The following is an 18,566-nucleotide window of genomic DNA, read 5'->3' on the forward strand; positions in this document are numbered from 1 at the left end:
TGGAGGAGTGAGTAATATGTATGAAAGGTTATCTAAGATTTATTATAAGGACTCTTCTGATTATCAAGCAGAATACGAAAAGCGTATTAATAGTTATGGAACTGTAAGGCTTCCTTTTAGAATTAAGCCACTAAAAAGTAGCGATGAGTTTGAGTGCTTCTATGTCAATCACATGGAATTAGATATTCTTCATGAACAAATTATTAAACAAAGTAATGAAATTCAATTTGTTGCCGATAAATTACCTCCTATTGCAATTAGACAATATATTCAAGCAAAGTTAGTAGATGAATTAATAAGTACTAATGAAATTGAAGGTGTACAAAGTACCAGGGCTGAAATGACTGATGCGATGGCTGTAAGAGAAAAAAAAGCAACAAAAACTCAAAAAAAGGTTAGACATTTGAGCTTGGTAAATTCGTATTTTAAATTGCTTTCGGATAAAAATAGTAAAATTACTAGCTTAGAACAAATTAAAGAAATATATGACTCCCTAGTAAAAGATGAAATAAAAGAAGAAGATCAATTAGATGGAGAAATGTTTAGAAGGGGACCAGTAGATGTAGTAACTTCTACTCAAAAAGTGATCCATAAGGGAGTCTACCCGGAGATACTTATACAAAATTCATTAAAAGACTTAATAAAATATTTAAATGAATATAATGCACCGATGTTATACAAAATTGCAGTAACACATTATTATTTTGGATATATACATCCTTTTTATGATGGGAACGGGCGTACCTCCAGGTATATTGCTAGTATGTATTTAAAAGAGGAATTAGATCAATTAACAGCACTTACTTTATCCTATTCGACTAATAAGTTGAAGCAGTATTATTATGATATTTTTAATGAGAGCAATAATCACTTAAATAAAGGTGAATTAACGTTTTTCTGCCAAACATTTTTTTCTATTGTGTATCAAGCACAAGAAGACATATTGGAAGATTTAGCGGAAAGGGTTGAAAAAATAGGTCAATTGCATCAATTGATAAACGAACTTGAAGAATTAGATTCTCTGTGTCAGGATATTCTTTTTGTCATTGGTCAAGACTATATTTTTGGCTTAGAAGGAGAAGGAATTGAGAAATCTGTATTGATTAAGGGGTTAGATGTGACAAAGTATAAAGTTGATAAATCTTTGAAGCAACTAAGAGAACAAAATTTAGTTATAAACACGAAGAATAATCCAGTAAAAGTTACGTTAAGTAGTAGATTATCAGATCAACTTTAGTTAAATCGAAAATTAATCAGTTTTCATTTTTCAGATTATCGTGTATGATGAGAAAGTATTGAAAATTAAATCAGTGATAAACTAGGGGTGCCTAACGTATGCGTAGGCTGAGAGAGAAGCGCGTGAACTTCTTAACCCTTTGGACCTGATCTGGCTCGTACCAGCGTAGGGAAGTTAACGGCTTTACATAATGATGTCTTTTATGAGCCAGGTCCTTATTTTTTTATGGACCTGGCTCTTTTTATTTTGGCATACGCTGGCCATATCTCGTCCTTGTCACGTACAGGGGGGCAACAAAGGTTATGAAACAGTCTGTTTCAGCTGAGCAAATTGAATTGAAATCGAGTTTACCAGGAAGTAAGAAAGTGTATGTGGATGGACCACGCGAAGGTATGAAGGTGCCGATGCGTGAGATTGAACAAAGCGATACAAACGGCGTTCCGAATCCGCCAATTCGTGTGTATGATACGAGCGGTCCTTATACGGATCCAGAGTATAAAGTGGAGTTAGAAAAGGGGTTGCAGGCGCCGCGCCACTCTTGGATTCTAGAGCGCGGGGATGTAGAAGCATACGAAGGGCGCGAAGTGAAACCAGAGGATGACGGTGTGAAGGTGGCTTCAAAACATACACCTGTTTTCCCGCAGATGGATCGCAAACCGCTTAGAGCGAAGCAAGGTGCAAATGTTACGCAAATGCATTATGCACGTAATGGCATCATTACGTCTGAGATGGAATATGTTGCGATTCGTGAAGGAGTAGAGCCGGAGTTTGTTCGTAAGGAAATTGCGGAAGGTCGCGCTATTTTACCAGCGAATATTAACCATCCTGAAGCAGAGCCGATGATTATCGGACGTAATTTCCACGTGAAGGTTAATGCAAATATCGGAAACTCTGCTGTATCTTCTTCTATTGCAGAAGAAGTAGAGAAGATGACGTGGGCTACTCGCTGGGGTGCAGATACAATTATGGATTTATCTACAGGTAAAAACATTCATACGACACGTGAGTGGATTATTCGTAACGCGCCTGTACCAGTTGGAACTGTACCAATCTATCAAGCTCTTGAAAAGGTAAACGGAATTGCAGAAGATTTAACGTGGGAAGTGTATCGTGATACGTTAATTGAGCAAGCGGAGCAAGGCGTAGATTACTTTACGATTCACGCTGGTGTATTACTTCGTTACATTCCCATTACTGCAAAGCGTACGACAGGTATCGTTTCGCGTGGTGGTTCAATTATGGCGCAGTGGTGTTTATTCCATCATAAAGAAAACTTCCTATACACTCATTTTGAAGAGATTTGTGAAATTATGAAGCAGTATGATGTTTCGTTCTCTCTTGGAGATGGATTACGTCCAGGTTCGATTGCAGATGCAAATGACGAAGCGCAGTTCTCTGAGCTTGAAACACTTGGTGAATTAACGAAGATTGCTTGGAAACATGATGTGCAAGTTATGATTGAAGGGCCTGGGCATGTACCGATGCATTTAATTAAAGAAAATATGGAGAAAGAGCTTGATATTTGTCAGGGGGCGCCATTCTATACACTTGGGCCGTTAACGACAGATATTGCACCAGGTTATGACCATATTACATCCGCAATTGGAGCTGCGATGATTGGCTGGTTTGGAACAGCGATGCTTTGTTATGTAACGCCGAAAGAACATTTAGGTTTGCCGAATAAAGATGATGTACGCGAAGGTGTTATTACGTACAAAATCGCTGCGCATGCAGCTGATCTGGCGAAAGGGCACAAAACGGCTCATCAGCGTGATGATGCACTTTCAAAAGCTCGTTTTGAATTCCGTTGGCGCGATCAATTTAATTTATCTTTAGATCCTGAACGTGCAATGGAGTATCACGATGAAACATTGCCAGCAGAAGGTGCGAAAACGGCTCATTTCTGTTCCATGTGTGGACCGAAGTTTTGTAGTATGAGAATTTCACATGATATTCGTGAATATGCAAAAGAAAATGATTTAGAAACGACAGAAGCAATTGAAAAAGGAATGGAAGAGAAAGCGAAAGAATTTAAAGAAACGGGTAGTCATTTATACCAATAACACGTTACACCTCTTTACTTGATTGATCACACTGTAGTACCTAACTTAAATATAGAAGAAGCCCGCTTTGCTAAGACGGTAGCAAAGCGGGCTTCTGTTGTTTATCCTGCTATTTGCGGGCAGTGAGACCCCTCACTGATTAAAGTTTCACTTTATAAGGCGAAGAAGAGATGTACCCAATAGAATAAGAGGAATAATGTGACGACTGTTGTGAGCGGGATAACAATAAGGGATACACTTAAATAGTCTTTCCATTTTACTTTAATTTTGTTTTGTTTCAGGATATACATCCAAATGAGGGAAGCTAGCGTACCGATTGGTAATAGTAGTGAACCGATGTCACTACCAATAATGTTTGCGAGGTAAATCGTTTTTAAAGTGATTGGGTCTAGTCCCATTTCTGTTAATGTGATTGTACCAATCATAAGTGCAGGGTGATTATTGAAGACGTTGGAGAGGAGGGAAACGAGTCCGCCCATTGTAAAGCTAGCATAAAGTAGATGCTGATTTACAACTGGTTCAAGCCATTGGACAAGTGCTGCTGTTAATCCTGCGTTGTGAAGTCCGTAAATAATGACATACATAGAGAAAGCAAAAATTAAAATGTGCCAAGGTGTCTTTTTCAAAATATCGACAGGGTTCGTTCGTAAGTAGTACCATCTCCAGATGAGAAGAACGAGTGAACCGAGTACGGCAACAATCTCGATTGGGATGGATAAGAAGGATGCAACGAATAGAAGACAGCGCATAAGGAAGACGAAGCCTAATACTTTTAGCATGAACCTTGTCCGTTTTTGCTTCGTATCAACTGAATTTTTTCCTTTTAACGGATGAAAGTTTTTCGTGAAGAATATTTCTTCAATATCATATGAAGAAACAGGCAATTTTTTCGGAAGTTTTTTCTTCAAAACCGTATACATAAGCCATGACATAAACAATAGTCCTAATGTTGCAGGTACAAACATCATAGCAGTATGCATATAAAGAGTCATATTCACGATATTTAATGCGATTAAGTTTACGATATTACTTACACCAATTGGTGCACTAGATGCAGTAGCGATTAAAGCACCGCTTAATAAATAAGGGATTTGTTGATGCGGTTTTAATTGAAGATTTTTTAGGAGAAGAATTAAAATTGGCGTTGTAATTAAAATACTACCGTCGTTATTAAATAAAAGAGTCATAAGAAAACATAATAATTGAATATACCAGTATAAGCGGCGCCCGGAGCCTTTTGCTAAGTTTGCAAGTTTCGCTGCGGACCAGTGGAAGAAGCCGAAGCTTTCTAATATAACCGCCATAACGATGGTCGCTAATATTGTTATGGAGGCACCGCCAATTTTACTAATAATGTCCATGACGTCTGGTTTTGATACAAGTCCAGTAATCAGGATAATGCCAGCGCCAATTGCTGCCGGCCACGCCTCATTTAAACCACGAGGTCGCCAAAAGATAACAATCATCGTTAAGAAGAATACAATAATAGTAATCCATATTTCAATGCTCATATTTTACCTACCTTTCTACTTTTCCTCAAAGCAATGTAGCTTGTCTTAAGGTTTGTATTGGTAGTATATTCAGCAAAAAATAAGAAGAACTAGACGTATAACGGAGTGCAATGAATATGTGTTTTTCAAGTTATGGGGCAAGTATCTCTCTTAGTGAAATAACTATTGTGAGAGGAGTCTAGAAATTAATGGGGCAGTAAGATAGTAAATAAAATTTACATAGGTGATTATGGAGATATATCGGCGATTATTGAAATATATCAGCGCAACTCAAAATATATCGGCGATTATTGAAATATATCAGTGCAACTCAAAATATATCAGCGATTTTTAAATTATATCGACTTATCGACAAAACATGACAAAAGGAGCCCATCCCAAAATACCTTTTGGAACAGGCCCTACAATATTATTTTTCTTTCAAAAAAGTTCGATCCTTCAAGAATAAATTCCAGAAGAAAATAAATCCTGGTAATAAAATTGCAATCCCAATTGCATATAGAATAAGCAATGCATAGAATGTTTCGACCGTTGTAAAACTTGTAAATACAGTTACATCAGGATAAATAATATACGGTAAATGTGCAACGCCGTAAGCATAACTTGCAAATGCATATTGAGCGATGACTGCTAAAACGGCAATGCGAGGGTATCCTAGTGTGCCATACTTCTTGTTTGTCCACCAAAGAGAAGAGTACCCGATAACGAATAAAACGATAGAAACTGTAAACCACGGGAATTGCTTTATGAGCCCTTGCATAAGCCAGTGTGTTTCCGGATCCATTACAACGAGGGCGATAATCGCCGTAACGAGTGTTGCAGGACCAAGGATGATGGCGTTTCTTCTATAAATTCTATACGAATCTTCTGAACCTTGCTCTCTCGCAAAATCAGCAAGAAAGAGGGAGGAAAGAAATAATTCCGAAGTTAGCCCAAAGAGCATATAACAGTAGATCACCGGGCTAGAAAGAAGTTTTCCATACAGGAGTACTTCTTTTCCCTCAGACATTGTAATATAAGCCCCCTCTGTAACAGGTAAAACGGTAATTAATAAGGCTGGAATTAAGAGCCCAGTAATACCTGAAATAACCCGAAGGAGGTACTGATATTTTGGCACAGAGTAAGCAAATACCATGAATGTACTGCGAATTGCAATGAGTATTAAAATTAACATAACTGGTACGAACATGACTGTCGCAAGGGTGAAAGCGGCTTTCGGAAAGAAACCGAGAAAAGCGACAACGACAAAGACGAGAAATGTATTTGTTACTTCCCAAGTCGGTGATAAGTATCGGTTGGCAAGCTTGGCAGCGAGCGTTGGATGTTTTGCGTATACCATGCCCCAAAAACCTGCTCCAAAATCGATGGACCCTAATATACTGTATACGAAAATAAGAGCCCATAAGATGATGATTGCAATACTTTCCTCATGCACGAGAATCGCCTCCTTCGTGATGTAAATCATTTGTAAGCGGATGTTTCTTAAAGAATGTCCGTAATACGAAAACTGTTAAAATACCGAGTCCAATATATAAAATGATGAATAGAATAAATAAAGGACCGACAAAATCAGCGCGTGTAGAAGCGTCGACTGTACGTTGCATACCGTAAATGGTCCATGGCTGACGACCGCTACAGCTGAAAATCCACCCAAATTCAATGCCGAGCATCATAACTGGTCCACATGCGGCAGCTCCCCAAAGAAGCCACTTCGGTAGCTCTGTTCCTTTTTTTCGGTAAACAAAGTACCAATATAAGAGGGCAATTGCTGCAACTGCAAAGGTAAAGGCAGCAGTGCCGACCATTAAATTGAACAGTGTATGCGTGTAAAATGGTGGCCATGTTTCTTGTGGAAATTCCTTTAGTCCTTTTACGACAGTGCTAGGGTCTAGTCCTACTAGTAGGCTAAGCATGTTCGGAATTTCTAGTGCGTAGTTTAGTTCAAGTGTGTTAGGATCTACAACGCCGCCAATTGATAACGGTGCATGTGATGTCGTTTCAAATAAAGCTTCAGCAGATGCCAGTTTTTCAGGGGAATGCTTATGTAAAGCAATTGCCGATTCGTGTCCCGAAAGCCACATCGTAGCGCCTGTAATAAATGTCACGACGAGTCCTAACAGTAGTCCTTTTTTATGATATGCCACTTCACGTTCACTTACATTCTTCTTTAATAATTTAAATCCGGCGATAGAGGCAATGACGGCAGCTCCAGTTGCGTAGGCTGTAATCACAACGTGGAATGCGCTCGTGCCAAAACTCGGATTAAAGAAAGCTTTCCACGGATCAACGTTAAAAACGGATCCATCTGGCCCCATTGAAAAGCCCGCGGGTGTATTCATCCATGTATTTGCCGATGTAATAAGCACGGCAGATGCCGTGGCACCAATCATGACGAAGAATAGCGAGATTAATCTCATGAATGGAGGTAGTTTGTCAGCTGCATATACATAAATGGACATGAACAAAGCCTCTAAAAAGAAGGCGAAAATCTCAATTTGAAAGGGCACAGAAATAACCTGCCCAACAATTTTGGCAAAACCAGGCCAAAGCAGTGAGATTTGCACACCAACGATTGTTCCCGTTGGAATTGCTACACCAAGAAGGATGGCAAAGGCCTTTGTCCATCTTTTCGCCATAATGGCGTAGTCGGAATCTTTCTTCCAGTGGTAGAGTATTTCACTTATAAAAATCATTAATGAAAGTCCGACACCAAGTGTTGCGAAGATAATGTGGAATGCTAGTGAAGAACCGAAAAATGCTCTTGCTAATGTTACCGTATCCATATGTAAACTCCTCTTCTTTTTTGCCATTATTTTCTGATTGAATTGGAAGATTTATTCAAAAAAACTTCCAAAAATATATATGTATTTAAAAAGTGGATATGATAATATTATGTTTGAATATTATAAATAGAAAGAATTTAATGTTTAATAATGTTTTGTTTGTTTTTTAGTAAGGAATATTTTATAATCTTTTATGCGAACATAAGTTCTGTTTTTTCGAAGTGAAGAAGTTTATGTGAAATGGAGAGGATGTTTTATGTATCCTGAAGTCATTAAAAAGATGGCATTTTCAAAAGAGCATAGAGATTTATTATTGAAGCTGTATAATAAAGAGATTACGCGTAGTGAGTATGATCGACTCGTAGAATCGCTATATAGACCTTCTAAAGAGGCTTGTGAGGGATAGAGGAACGGGAGACAATCTAATAGATTGTCTTTTTTACATTTACGTATGTTCTGGTAAAATTAAGGATAGCCTTACTAGAGAGGTGAAAAGTTTGCGGAAATGTATATATATAGTGATTGGCGTTATTCTTTTAATCGCTTTAGGTGGAATTGTATTTTGGTCAGCTTTGCAAGGAAACCGTACGGAACATTTTATTTTAAGACATATGGTGAATGAAAATGGGACACTTGCTACATATCGTTTAGAAGATACAAAAGCAGGTACTGGTGAAGCGAAAGGCCGTGAAGCTTTATCGGAATCAGCAGGGCTATGGCTGCAATATACACTCGATAAAGACGATCAAGCGTTATTCGATGAACAAGTTAAAGTTATTCAAAATAACTTTGTACATAAGAACCAAATTGTTTTATGGAAAATCTCTGAAAAGGGAGAAATGCAGTCAGCTACAAATGCACTTATTGATGATCTTCGTATTATAGAACAGTTATATCGCGCTTATGAAATGTACAAGGAAGAGCGCTATAAAAACTTAGCGGATCAATTGAGTGATGCTGTAATTCGTTATAATAAGAAAGGTAATTATTATGTTGATTATTATGATGCAGATGCAAGGAAACAAAATGATTTTGCAACAACGTCATATATAAATCCGCGCGCATTCTCCTATATGAAAAAGTATGGAAAAGTTTCTGCTCAGCAATATGAAGAAGTCGTTCAATTTTTAGCAGATTATCCAAGGCATGGATGGGCATTCCCGAAAGAGTATAAAGCAGATGGCACATTTACGTACGACAAAGAAGTGAATCTTATTGACCAATCATACGTTGCATATCATCGTAGTTTAGGTGGCCTTTCATCAGATGCTTATTTGGAATTTATAAAGAAGAAATTCCAGGAGGATGGAAAGCTATACGGTCGTTACAATTTAGAAACGGGAAAACAAACTGTGAATTATGAATCGCCTGCGGCTTACGGATTAACGATTTTGTATGTACTACAAACAGGTGATACAAAGTTTGCAAAGGAATTATATGATCATATGGCCACATTCCGAAATGACAACGTATTTAGTAGATATTACGGTGGATATGTAACAGGAGAAAATAACAATACGCATATTTTTGATAATGTTTTGCCGCTTTTAGCTGAAATAGAATTAGAGAAGAATAAGAAATAGAAGGTGCTATCCATTTCGGGTGGCGCCTTCTATTTGTGTCGTTATTTGTTGATAAGTCGATATTCCTTGTCGAAACGTCGATATATTGAAAAAATCGTCGATATAATTTTACGTCCTAATATTAGAGAAGTAGTCGATTACGAATTTACGGAATTGCTGAGCAGTTTTCGATAAGTAGCGTTTTTTCGACCAACTTAAACCGATCGTTCGCTCACAATTTGGTTCAATAATACGTAACTTATTTAATGCTAAAGTAGAGTTCTTTAATAAAGTTAAACTTGGGACGAAAGCGATGCCGAGGCCTTGCTTAATCAGGTCGCTAATCACGGTTGGTTCATCTACTTCAAAAGCGATATGTGGAATGAAGCCAGCTTCTCTACAAAATTCATCTGTTAAGTGCCGAAATCCATAACCAGTGTTCATACTAATAAACGGTTCGTCCTTTACTTCATGCAGATATACACTTTCACGTTCTGATAAACGGTGCCCTGAAGGGACGACTAAGAAAATTTCTTCTGTAATAAGTGGTTCCCAAATAATCTCTTCGCCTTCAATTGGCACAGAAGAAATGCAAAAGTCAATTTCTATATTATCTAGTTGTCGTTTCATAGAAGGAGTAGATGCGAGAAACTGTTGGAATCGAACGTTAGGATGTTGTAGTAAAAAAGAACCGAGTAGTTCTGGTAATATTCTTGGAATAGAAACAGCCAGCGTAATAGAGCTTTGTTGTAAGTTAGCTAAATCTTTAATTTCTCGTTCGCCTTCACTTAATTCATGAAAAATGCGCTCTACTCGTTTTAAAAATACTTTCCCGAAAGAGTTTAATGTAATTTGTCGACCTTGGCGATCAAATAACGGGACGCCTAAGTCTTTTTCTAGTCTAGCGATTGTTTTGCTGAGCGAAGGCTGTGCGATATGCAATTCTTCAGCGGCTTTTGTCATATGCTCTAATCGTGCAACTGTTTGAAAGTATTTTAGTTGAAGAAGTTCCATTTTGACTCTCCTTTCTATAGACCAAAAGGAATGGATTGATAATTAAAGATGTATTATACAGTATGAAAATGGACGTGTATAGTAAATCTGTTAAACCATTCTAATGGTGTGAAATTCGGAGAAGGAGTATGTTTCATGAAAGGAATTCAACTTGTATTTAAAGATTGGAAAGCGATGTGGCACCATAAACATGGGCGTATCGCTTTAATTTTTTTGTTAATCGTTCCTTTAATTTATTCAGGGTTCTTTTTAGCTGGATATTGGGATCCATACGGAAAATTAGATAAATTACCTGTTGCGATTGTAAATTTAGATAAAGGTGCTGCAATGGATGAGAAAATAATTCGTGCAGGAGACGATTTTGTAAAAAATTTAAAAGAGAATAAGGAACTGGCTTTTCATTTCGTATCAGAAAAAAATGCTGAGGAAGGGCTAAAAGAAGATAAGTACTATATGGTTGTTACGATTCCAGCAGATTTCTCTAAAAAGGTAAGTACACTTATGGATGAGAAACCAGAACCAGCACAATTGCAGTACAAAGTAAATCCGGGTAAAAACTTTGTAGCAGCGCAAATTGGAACGACAGCTGTTGAAAATATGAAAACAAAAATTTCAAATAGTATTACGAAATCTTATACAGAAGGTGTCTTTTCAAAGTTTCAAGACTTAGCACAAGGGTTGAGTGATGCAAGTAATGGTGCTGGGAAGTTACATGAAGGAACGACAGATGCAAGAAATGGGGCAAATCAGCTTGCAGATGGTATTCATCGTTTAAGTGACGGGACATCAAAAGTGAAAGAGGGAAGTGAAAAACTTGCTTCTAGCAAATCAGCCTTAACTGATGGAGCGAATGAGCTAAGTCAAGGAGCAACCTCACTTCATAGCGGTATGGAGTTATTGACGCAAGGTGAAAAACACTTACAATCAGGGATTAGTGAATTAAGTGCTGGTACAAATGAGTGGGTGAACGGAAGTGAGAAACTGGCTGAAGGACAAGCGAAAGCGGACAATGCAGCAAATAGTGTAAAACAACAATTAGAAGAGTACGTGAAAAGTCATCCAGAGGTGCAGCAAGATCCTGCTTTTCAAAAGATTATCGCTACTTCTAATAGATTAGCTCAAGCAACAAACACTTTAAATAATAGTCAGAAACAATTGACACAAGGTGCACAGAAGCTTGCAGATGGTCAGCATAAGGTTGAAGAAGGTATGAATACATTCGGAGTTAAATTAAATGAAGCTACTGCTGGAACGAAAAAGATAGCAGATGGTGCTACAAATTTAGCTAGTGGATTTACGAAATGGGGAACTGGATTTACATCATTACAAGAAGGTGTCAATCAACTTGCGAGCGGGGGAACAGAGCTGAATCATGGTGCTGATCAGTTAACGAACGGACTTGTTAAACTTGACGATGGTGCGAAAGAACTTTCGACGAAATTGGGAGAGGGCGCAGAGAAGATAGCGGATGTTCGCAATGATGATGCACGCAATACGATGTTCTCAGAGCCGGTTCAATTAGTGAAGTCAACAGTTTCTGACGTGCCTAATTACGGTTCGGGTATTGCACCATATTTCTTATCGCTTGCATTTTATGTTGGCGGAATTATGGCATCAAATATTTTACCGCTTGGCCGTAGACAAAATATGAAGGTAAGCGGAACGGTACATTTTATTAATAAACTAGGATTGGTATATGTAATTGGACTTATTCAAGCATTACTTGTGGATGTGGTTGTGCTAGGAGTTATGAAATTAGAAGTTGCAAGTGTGCCGCTCTTTGTATTATCAAGTATCGTGATTTCCTTTACGTTCATGACGTTTATTCTTATGTTAGTAACGGTGTTTGGTCTTGTTGGAAAGTTCTTAGCGGTAACGCTTCTCGTCTTGCAATTAGCGACGAGCGGTGGTACTTTCCCAGGAGAATTAAATATAGCTGTTCTTAGCAAGATTGGACAATTTCTCCCAATGTCCCATTCTCTTAGAGGATTGCAAGATGTGATTTCTTTAGGAGATTGGTCGCAATTACAAATGCAAATTTTAATATTATTATGCTATCTCGTTATTGCTGGTGGAATTGCTTGGATCACGAGCCATATACAACATAGGGAAACGAATGCAGAACAAGTTTCTTAAAATAAAAAGAAGTTATCCGATTTTTTTTGGGTGACTTCTTTTTATTTTGCTTGTAGCAAAAAGAGTATTGCATTATTTTTTTATACACCAGTTCCTATATAAGAGAAGGGGGGCATAGTGAGAGTATTTAATTTGTTTTTCTATATATATGCGCTTTAAGTATTTTGAATATTCTAAAATTGGACTATGCCAATTGTTAGAATATTATGGAAAAGTTTTTTTGAAATAAATATAATGAACGTACAAATTAAATATTGGCATTGTTTTACATGATAGGAAAGGTATTCAAATGTTTTTAAGAAAGGAAGAGGAGGCATACATAGTTTATCCCACTTTAATGGGCAGTAAGACCCCCATCTCAAAATTCAGCGAAAGCAAAGAAGTTAGGTGGGGGGCGGGCTGATTAAAGTTTCACTTTATATGTTGGTTTGTTTGGACTTTTTACTGGATAATCATTCAGTAAATTTTCTTCTACGTATAATGATGAACCGTTCCTTTGGAAATTACCGATCCTCACTCTTAATGATGTAAATTAATTTTCCTGTTTGACATGGAAAGTACAATGCAAATGCCGTAGTAATAAGTCAAGAAGTCTGGGGAGGAGTGGGATATCGTATATGAACATATGGAGGCGAAAAAAGAAGCTAAGAAGACAAAAAACCTTTTTAGTACTGTTGATGCTTTTATTAGTGTTCGCGGATATACCTATCAGTTTTATTGACAACATGACGATGCATGCGGAGACAGATTCTATGCCGAAAGATAGGGGTACAGATTCTATAACAGAACAACCGAAAGATATAGAGATAGGTTCTGTAAAAGAGCAGCCAAATCCAGAAGCTGCGAAAGATTTTGATCCAGGTCCATCTTATGAGCAGAATGTAGCAAAGGATATTCCTGTAGAGGTTGGAGAGGAACGGATTGGGACGTCTTCCTGGATAAAAGATATTGCACCAGCAAGTTTAGTAGGTAACACGTGCGTTCAGCAAAATAGAGTTGTACTTAAAAATGGTGGATTTGAAAAGCCAAGGATAACGAAAGACTTCTTTATTGATCAAGATAATGTAGAGGGCTGGAGAACGACAGATCGCTATAAAGTAATCGAAATTTGGAGAACGAGAGATAGAATACCATTGCCTTCACCACTTCCAGCAGAAGGAGAGCAATTTGCCGAACTAAATGCAAGGGAACCTGGAATGTTATATCAAGATGTGAAAACGACTCCAGGGCAAACGATTTATTGGAGATTAGCTCATAGGGGAAGAGATGGGAAAGATACGATGCGCGTTCGTATCGGATCAGCAAGTGCGAATATTACTTCCTTACCTACTATTCAAACGATGGAAGATGATAATAAAGCGTGGGGTCGCTATAGCGGGACTTATACAGTTCCAGCAGGTCAAACGTTAACTCGATTTGGTTTTGAGGCTGTAAAAACATACGGAAATGTCTTATCAGTAGGAAATTTCCTAGATGATATTTTCCTAGGAACAGAACCTTGTGTTACGGCAACAAAATCTGTAAGTCCAGAAGGAAAAGTGTATGCGGGAGATGAGTTGACGTATACAGTGAACGTTAAAAACCACGGCGGAGATGTTGCTGGTGAAGCAATGTTCACTGACATGATTCCAGATGGAACAGAATATGTACCGGGCTCCATAAAACTAAAAGCTGATGGAACCGAAAAAGCTATAACAGATGCAGAAGATAATGATGCAGGCTTTTATAAAGACAAAAAAGTCACTGTTAAATTAGGCGATGTACAAAATACAGAAGAGGATCCAAATGGAATTACAGTTCAATTTAAAGTAAGGGCTTTACCAAGTTATATTGGAAAGCAAGTTACAAATAAGGCAAGAATAGATTATGGCAACTTGTTGAAGGGCTCAAAGGAATATACAAATTCCAATGAAGTTGTAAACGAGGTTATTGCAAGAAACCCTGAAATAGAGTCGGTTAAAGAAGTGAAAAATGTACAAGGTAAGAGTAGGTACGAGGTCGGAGATACAATTGAATACACAGTTAAAATGCGTAACAAAATTGAGAATAGCATCGCGAAAAAGATTGTAATAGAAGATTCATTACCAAACGGGGTAGATTATGTACCAGGGACCATTAAAGTAGATGGAAAAGCGGTGACGGACGCTGTAGATCAAGATAGCGGCCACTATACGATAGGTAAAGTGATTGGGAATTTAGGTGATATTACAGATACAGGATGGCATACAGTTACCTTCCAAGCGAAAGTAAAATTGGATCAGTTAGATAAAACGATTCGTAACATAGGAAAAATAACAGGTGAGAACATTACACCGCAAGAACCAGAGAAATCTATTGTAATAGAACCGAAAGATCCAAAGCTAGAAACGGTAAAAGAAGCAAAGAACTTACAGCAAGGTAAGAGCATATATGAAGTCGGAGATACGATTGAATATACAGTGAAAATGCGTAATAACGTAGCGAGTAGCGTGATAAACAATGCTATTATTGAGGATCCATTACCAGAAGGTGTGGAATATGTGCCAGGGACGATTCGAATAGATGGGAAGGTTGTCACAGATGCTGAAGATGGGGATAGTGGCCATTATAAGACTGGAAAAATAACCGGGAAGTTTGGAGATATTCGAGATACAGAGTGGCATACAGTAGTGTTCCATGTGAAAGTGAAAACGAATCAAGCAGGGAAAGAAATAGTAAATAAAGCGAAGGTAACAGGAGAGAACATTACACCGCAGGAACCTGAAAAACTAGTAAAAGTAGATTATAAGAATCCGAAAGTGGAATCAGTGAAGGAAGTAAAGAACTTACAACAAGGTAAGAAGTATGAAGTAAAAGATACGATTGAATATACGATTAAGGTTCGTAATACAGTCAAAGATAGCATCATAAGAAATTCTTTAGTAGAAGACCAATTGCCAGAAGGTGTGGAATATGTACCAGGATCAATTCGGGTGGATGGCAATATAGTAACGGATGCCGAAGATGCTGACAGTGGTCATTATAAGGCTGGAAAAGTAATAGGGAAACTCGGAGACATTCAAGATACCGAATGGCATACAATCGTATTTCAAGTGAAGATAAAAGATGGTTATGAAGATAAAAAAATACTGAACGTAGGTACGGTAAAAGGAGATAATATTTCTCCACAAAAACCATCAGTAGAAATAGCAGTGGAACCTCCTCCGTCAGGGAAAATTGAAATTGAAAAAGTAGATGCAAAGGATCATACGTTGAAACTGAAAAATGCAGAGTTTCAAATTATCGATAAAGATGGAAATGTAGTCGGAAAATTAGTAACCGATGAAAGTGGAAAAGCAATTTCTGAACCGCTAGTATTCGGTAAATATGAAATTAAAGAAATAAAAGCACCGACAGGTTACATGATCTTGAAGGAATCAATTCATGTAGAACTTACATCACCTTTGCAAAAGTTGAAAGTAGAGAACAACAAGAGTGAATGGGTCATTCCGAATACAGGAGGGTTTGGAACAAATCTCATTTACTTATTTAGCACATTGCTCATTGTGTTAACGCTATTTCTCTATTTCCGAAAAGGGGACAGTAATTTATAAAATATAAAGGGGGCAATACGAGTATGAAAAAGGTATTTAGTATGGTTTTAGCATTTATATTAATGCTTTCAACGCTACCAAGTGCATTTGCAGCAAATGAGGTTCCGAAAACAGGATCTTTAACAATTCATAAGTATGCGCATGAAAAAGATGGACAAAAAGGTGAAGAAGGAACTGGTGAACCTGGTCAGAAAGTTCCTGAAGGGGCAACACCGATAGAAGGAGTAGAGTATGAGGTTATACAAATTGCATCTTTTGAGGTAATTACAAAAGATGGAGAGATTGTAAAAGAAGGTGAAAAGGAAGTTAAAAATGCAATACCGATTAAAGATAAAACAGGTAAAGATGGTACTGTGAAATTTGGTAATCTTTCAATCGGTCGTTACTTAGTGAAAGAAGTTGGTGGTCCAGCAAACGTTAATTTAAATACGGACCCATATACAATTGAAATTCCAATGACTGATAAAGAAGGTAAAAAATTAAACTACGACGTTCATATTTATCCAAAAAATGAAATCAAGCGTGGAGCAGTAGAATTAACGAAAGTAGACGATGCAGGAAAACCATTAAAAGATGTAGAGTTCACACTATATCATAAAGGGACTGATAAAGTAGTAGTAGATAAAGCAGGAAAAGAATTAAAGAATCTAAAGACAGATAAGGATGGTAAAATCCGCGTTGACGGTTTATTGTATGGAGAATATTATTTCAAAGAGTCAAAAGCACTAGAAGGGTATGTTTTAGATCCTAAAAAATATGAATTTAAAGTTGAAAAATCAGGTGCATTCCCTAAAGACGGTCAAGCAGGCTATGGGGAAATTGTAAAACTAGATAAAATTATAAACTATAAAAAACCGACAATTGATAAGAAGATTAACGGTAATTTAAATGGTTTACCAATTAACGTAGATGAAGAATTCACATACGACATTAAAACGAAACTACCAGGTGATATTCATCTGTACAAGAAATACGTAATAACAGATAACGTGGATCCAAGATTAACAATTATCGGTACACCAGTTGTTACAATTGATGGTGAAAAAGTATCTTCTGATGTTGTAAAAGTGACGTTAGGTGAAAAGACTGCTGCAGGTCAATTAGTGACAGTGACTGTAGAGAATTTTGCAGCGTTAAAAGATAAAAAAGAACTACATTTGCAAATTAAGGCGAAAGTAAATGGAGATATTAACGGTGGAACAGTAATAGAAAATATAGCAAAGATCGATTATGAAACTGGTGATAAAGTAACACCACCAGACGATGAAACAACAACACCTCCTGTAAAGGTTATCGTAACTGATGGTAAAATTTCATTGAAAAAAATTGACGGTGCAACTAAAGATGCTTTAGAAGGTGCGAAATTTGAATTACGAAAAGATGGTAAAGTTGTAAAAGTAAAAGGTGTTGACGTTGTCGGCGTATCTGATAAAGATGGGATTATTAATTGGGACAACATCCCTTACGGTGAATACGAAATCGTTGAAATTGAAGCACCGAAGTATACTGATAAAGGTGAAGTGAAATCTTATCAAAAATTAAGAGAGCCAATTAAAGTTAAGATTGATAAGGATAACCAAACGGTGAAATTAACTGTAGAAAATAATAAGAGTGGCTGGATCCTTCCTGCAACAGGTGGAATTGGGACAATCCTCTTCACAGTAGTTGGCCTTGTATTAATGGGCGCAGCGTTTATGTTCTTAAGAAGAAAAGCTTAATAAGCGTACGAGTATAGGGAGAAAAGAGGGAGAAAGAACATCTTCCTCTTTTCGTTATTTACTGCCCGGTAAATAGCGGGATAAATGGAACTACATATGCATAATAAAGGGGTATATTATGAAACGTAATATTATTTTTGGATGCATCTTTTTAGTAGGACTTAGTATTTTTTTATACCCGACGGTGAGTAATTGGTTAGCGACAAGAGCGCATTATTCTGAAGTAAGTACATATGACAAAAAGGTGAAAGAGCTGCAAAGGGAAGAGATTAAACGTAAAGAAAAAGAAGCGAAAGAGTACAATGAGAAACTACAACGGGAGAGACAGACCGTTACAGATCCATTTCGTTCCGATAAGAGTGGAAATTCCAGTTCTTACGTAGATATGTTGAATGTAGGAGAAGTAATGGGCTATGTAGAAATTCCTAAAATTAATGTGAAGCTTCCTATATATCATGGAACGTCTGAGGATGTTTTAAGTAGAGGGGTAGGTCATATAGAGAATTCCTCTTTGCCAGTTGGCGGAGAAGGAACACATTCTATTTTGACTGGACATAGGGGGTTGCCATCTGCTGTATTATTTACAGATTTGGATAAATTAAAAGAAGAGGATATTTTTTATATTCATTCTTTAGATAAAGTATTAGCATATAAAGTAGATCAAATTAAAGTAGTGCTACCAGAAGAAACGGATGATTTAACGGTAGCTGAAAGTCAGGATTATGTGACACTAATTACATGTACGCCATATGGTGTAAACACGCATAGGTTACTCGTTCGAGGACACCGTGTTCCATATGACGAAAAGGAAAAAGGAGAGATTAAGGAAGTTGTTGGAGTAGATAAACGAATGATAGGAGCAGGTGCTATCATTGTAGGTGCATTTCTAATTGCTTTATATAGAAGAAAGAAGCGTAAAACTATAGAGAAAATATAAAATGGTTCTCCTTTCAATGTATATGTATGAAAG

At 37.3% G+C, this 18,566-nt stretch carries 12 protein-coding genes and 1 riboswitch; of the genes, 8 read left to right on the forward strand and 4 right to left on the reverse strand.

What is annotated here, in order from left to right:
* Nucleotides 1-16 precede the first annotated feature (16 nt).
* Nucleotides 17-1,237: a Fic family protein gene (locus LMD38_RS00745; protein ID WP_228920131.1), complete on the forward strand. Its 1,221-nt coding sequence runs from the start codon at nt 17-19 to the stop codon at nt 1,235-1,237.
* 73 nt (nt 1,238-1,310) lie between these two features.
* A riboswitch (TPP riboswitch) is annotated at nt 1,311-1,426 on the forward strand.
* A gap of 113 nt (nt 1,427-1,539) precedes the next feature.
* Nucleotides 1,540-3,300: a phosphomethylpyrimidine synthase ThiC gene (gene thiC / locus LMD38_RS00750; protein WP_228920133.1), complete on the forward strand. Its 1,761-nt coding sequence runs from the start codon at nt 1,540-1,542 to the stop codon at nt 3,298-3,300.
* Between the two features lie 152 nt (nt 3,301-3,452).
* Here the strand turns inward: thiC and LMD38_RS00755 are convergent, their stop codons facing one another.
* From LMD38_RS00755 to cydA, 3 genes are all read right to left on the reverse strand, one after another.
* On the reverse strand, nt 3,453-4,811 hold the full coding sequence (locus LMD38_RS00755) for an arsenic transporter (RefSeq protein ID WP_000021133.1): 1,359 nt from the start codon (nt 4,809-4,811) through the stop codon (nt 3,453-3,455).
* 409 nt (nt 4,812-5,220) lie between these two features.
* Nucleotides 5,221-6,246 carry a cytochrome d ubiquinol oxidase subunit II gene (locus tag LMD38_RS00760; RefSeq protein ID WP_098925484.1) on the reverse strand — a complete coding sequence of 342 codons (1,026 nt, stop codon included), beginning with the start codon at nt 6,244-6,246 and terminating at the stop codon, nt 5,221-5,223.
* Nucleotides 6,239-7,594: a cytochrome ubiquinol oxidase subunit I gene (cydA, locus tag LMD38_RS00765; RefSeq protein WP_000381964.1), complete on the reverse strand. Its 1,356-nt coding sequence runs from the start codon at nt 7,592-7,594 to the stop codon at nt 6,239-6,241. Before cydA ends, LMD38_RS00760 begins: the two co-directional genes overlap by 8 nt.
* 256 nt (nt 7,595-7,850) lie before the next feature.
* On the opposite strand from cydA, the gene LMD38_RS00770 reads away from it, so the two are divergent.
* Together LMD38_RS00770 and LMD38_RS00775 are read left to right on the forward strand one after the other, a co-directional pair.
* The gene (locus LMD38_RS00770) at nt 7,851-8,000 is read left to right on the forward strand and encodes a hypothetical protein (protein ID WP_000283184.1); all 150 of its coding nucleotides are present in this window, start codon (nt 7,851-7,853) and stop codon (nt 7,998-8,000) included.
* 91 nt (nt 8,001-8,091) lie between these two features.
* The gene (locus tag LMD38_RS00775) at nt 8,092-9,177 is read left to right on the forward strand and encodes a transcriptional regulator (protein ID WP_228920135.1); all 1,086 of its coding nucleotides are present in this window, start codon (nt 8,092-8,094) and stop codon (nt 9,175-9,177) included.
* Nucleotides 9,178-9,285: 108 nt separating this feature from the next.
* Here LMD38_RS00775 and LMD38_RS00780 read toward each other — a convergent pair whose 3' ends face one another.
* On the reverse strand, nt 9,286-10,170 hold the full coding sequence (locus LMD38_RS00780; RefSeq protein WP_228920136.1) for a LysR family transcriptional regulator: 885 nt from the start codon (nt 10,168-10,170) through the stop codon (nt 9,286-9,288).
* Between the two features lie 135 nt (nt 10,171-10,305).
* Here LMD38_RS00780 and LMD38_RS00785 point away from each other — a divergent pair, with 135 nt between their 5' ends.
* The 4 genes from LMD38_RS00785 to LMD38_RS00800 all read left to right on the forward strand — a co-directional run bounded on the left by LMD38_RS00785 (nt 10,306) and on the right by LMD38_RS00800 (nt 18,533).
* A complete protein-coding gene (locus tag LMD38_RS00785) occupies nt 10,306-12,306 on the forward strand; it encodes a YhgE/Pip domain-containing protein (protein WP_228920138.1) in 2,001 nt (666 codons plus the stop codon).
* 617 nt (nt 12,307-12,923) lie between these two features.
* Entirely contained in the window at nt 12,924-15,878 is a 2,955-nt protein-coding gene (locus tag LMD38_RS00790) for an isopeptide-forming domain-containing fimbrial protein (protein ID WP_267479038.1), read from the forward strand.
* A 23-nt stretch (nt 15,879-15,901) separates the two neighbouring features.
* Entirely contained in the window at nt 15,902-17,596 is a 1,695-nt protein-coding gene (locus tag LMD38_RS00795) for a SpaH/EbpB family LPXTG-anchored major pilin (RefSeq protein WP_227585427.1), read from the forward strand.
* Between the two features lie 118 nt (nt 17,597-17,714).
* Entirely contained in the window at nt 17,715-18,533 is an 819-nt protein-coding gene (locus LMD38_RS00800) for a class C sortase (protein ID WP_073530379.1), read from the forward strand.
* Nucleotides 18,534-18,566: the final 33 nt, after the last annotated feature.

The organism is Bacillus pacificus (genome assembly GCF_020861345.1).
Classification (GTDB): domain Bacteria; phylum Bacillota; class Bacilli; order Bacillales; family Bacillaceae_G; genus Bacillus_A; species Bacillus_A pacificus.

Bases quoted from the DNA above. Each gene is read 5' to 3' on its own strand.
- LMD38_RS00745 (WP_228920131.1), top strand. From the start codon at position 17: ATGTATGAAAGGTTATCTAAGATTTATTATAAGGACTCTTCTGATTAT.
- thiC (WP_228920133.1), top strand. From the start codon at position 1,540: ATGAAACAGTCTGTTTCAGCTGAGCAAATTGAATTGAAATCGAGTTTA.
- LMD38_RS00755 (WP_000021133.1), bottom strand. From the start codon at position 4,811: ATGAGCATTGAAATATGGATTACTATTATTGTATTCTTCTTAACGATG.
- cydA (WP_000381964.1), bottom strand. From the start codon at position 7,594: ATGGATACGGTAACATTAGCAAGAGCATTTTTCGGTTCTTCACTAGCA.
- LMD38_RS00770 (WP_000283184.1), top strand. From the start codon at position 7,851: ATGTATCCTGAAGTCATTAAAAAGATGGCATTTTCAAAAGAGCATAGA.
- LMD38_RS00780 (WP_228920136.1), bottom strand. From the start codon at position 10,170: ATGGAACTTCTTCAACTAAAATACTTTCAAACAGTTGCACGATTAGAG.
- LMD38_RS00785 (WP_228920138.1), top strand. From the start codon at position 10,306: ATGAAAGGAATTCAACTTGTATTTAAAGATTGGAAAGCGATGTGGCAC.
- LMD38_RS00790 (WP_267479038.1), top strand. From the start codon at position 12,924: ATGAACATATGGAGGCGAAAAAAGAAGCTAAGAAGACAAAAAACCTTT.
- LMD38_RS00795 (WP_227585427.1), top strand. From the start codon at position 15,902: ATGAAAAAGGTATTTAGTATGGTTTTAGCATTTATATTAATGCTTTCA.
- LMD38_RS00800 (WP_073530379.1), top strand. From the start codon at position 17,715: ATGAAACGTAATATTATTTTTGGATGCATCTTTTTAGTAGGACTTAGT.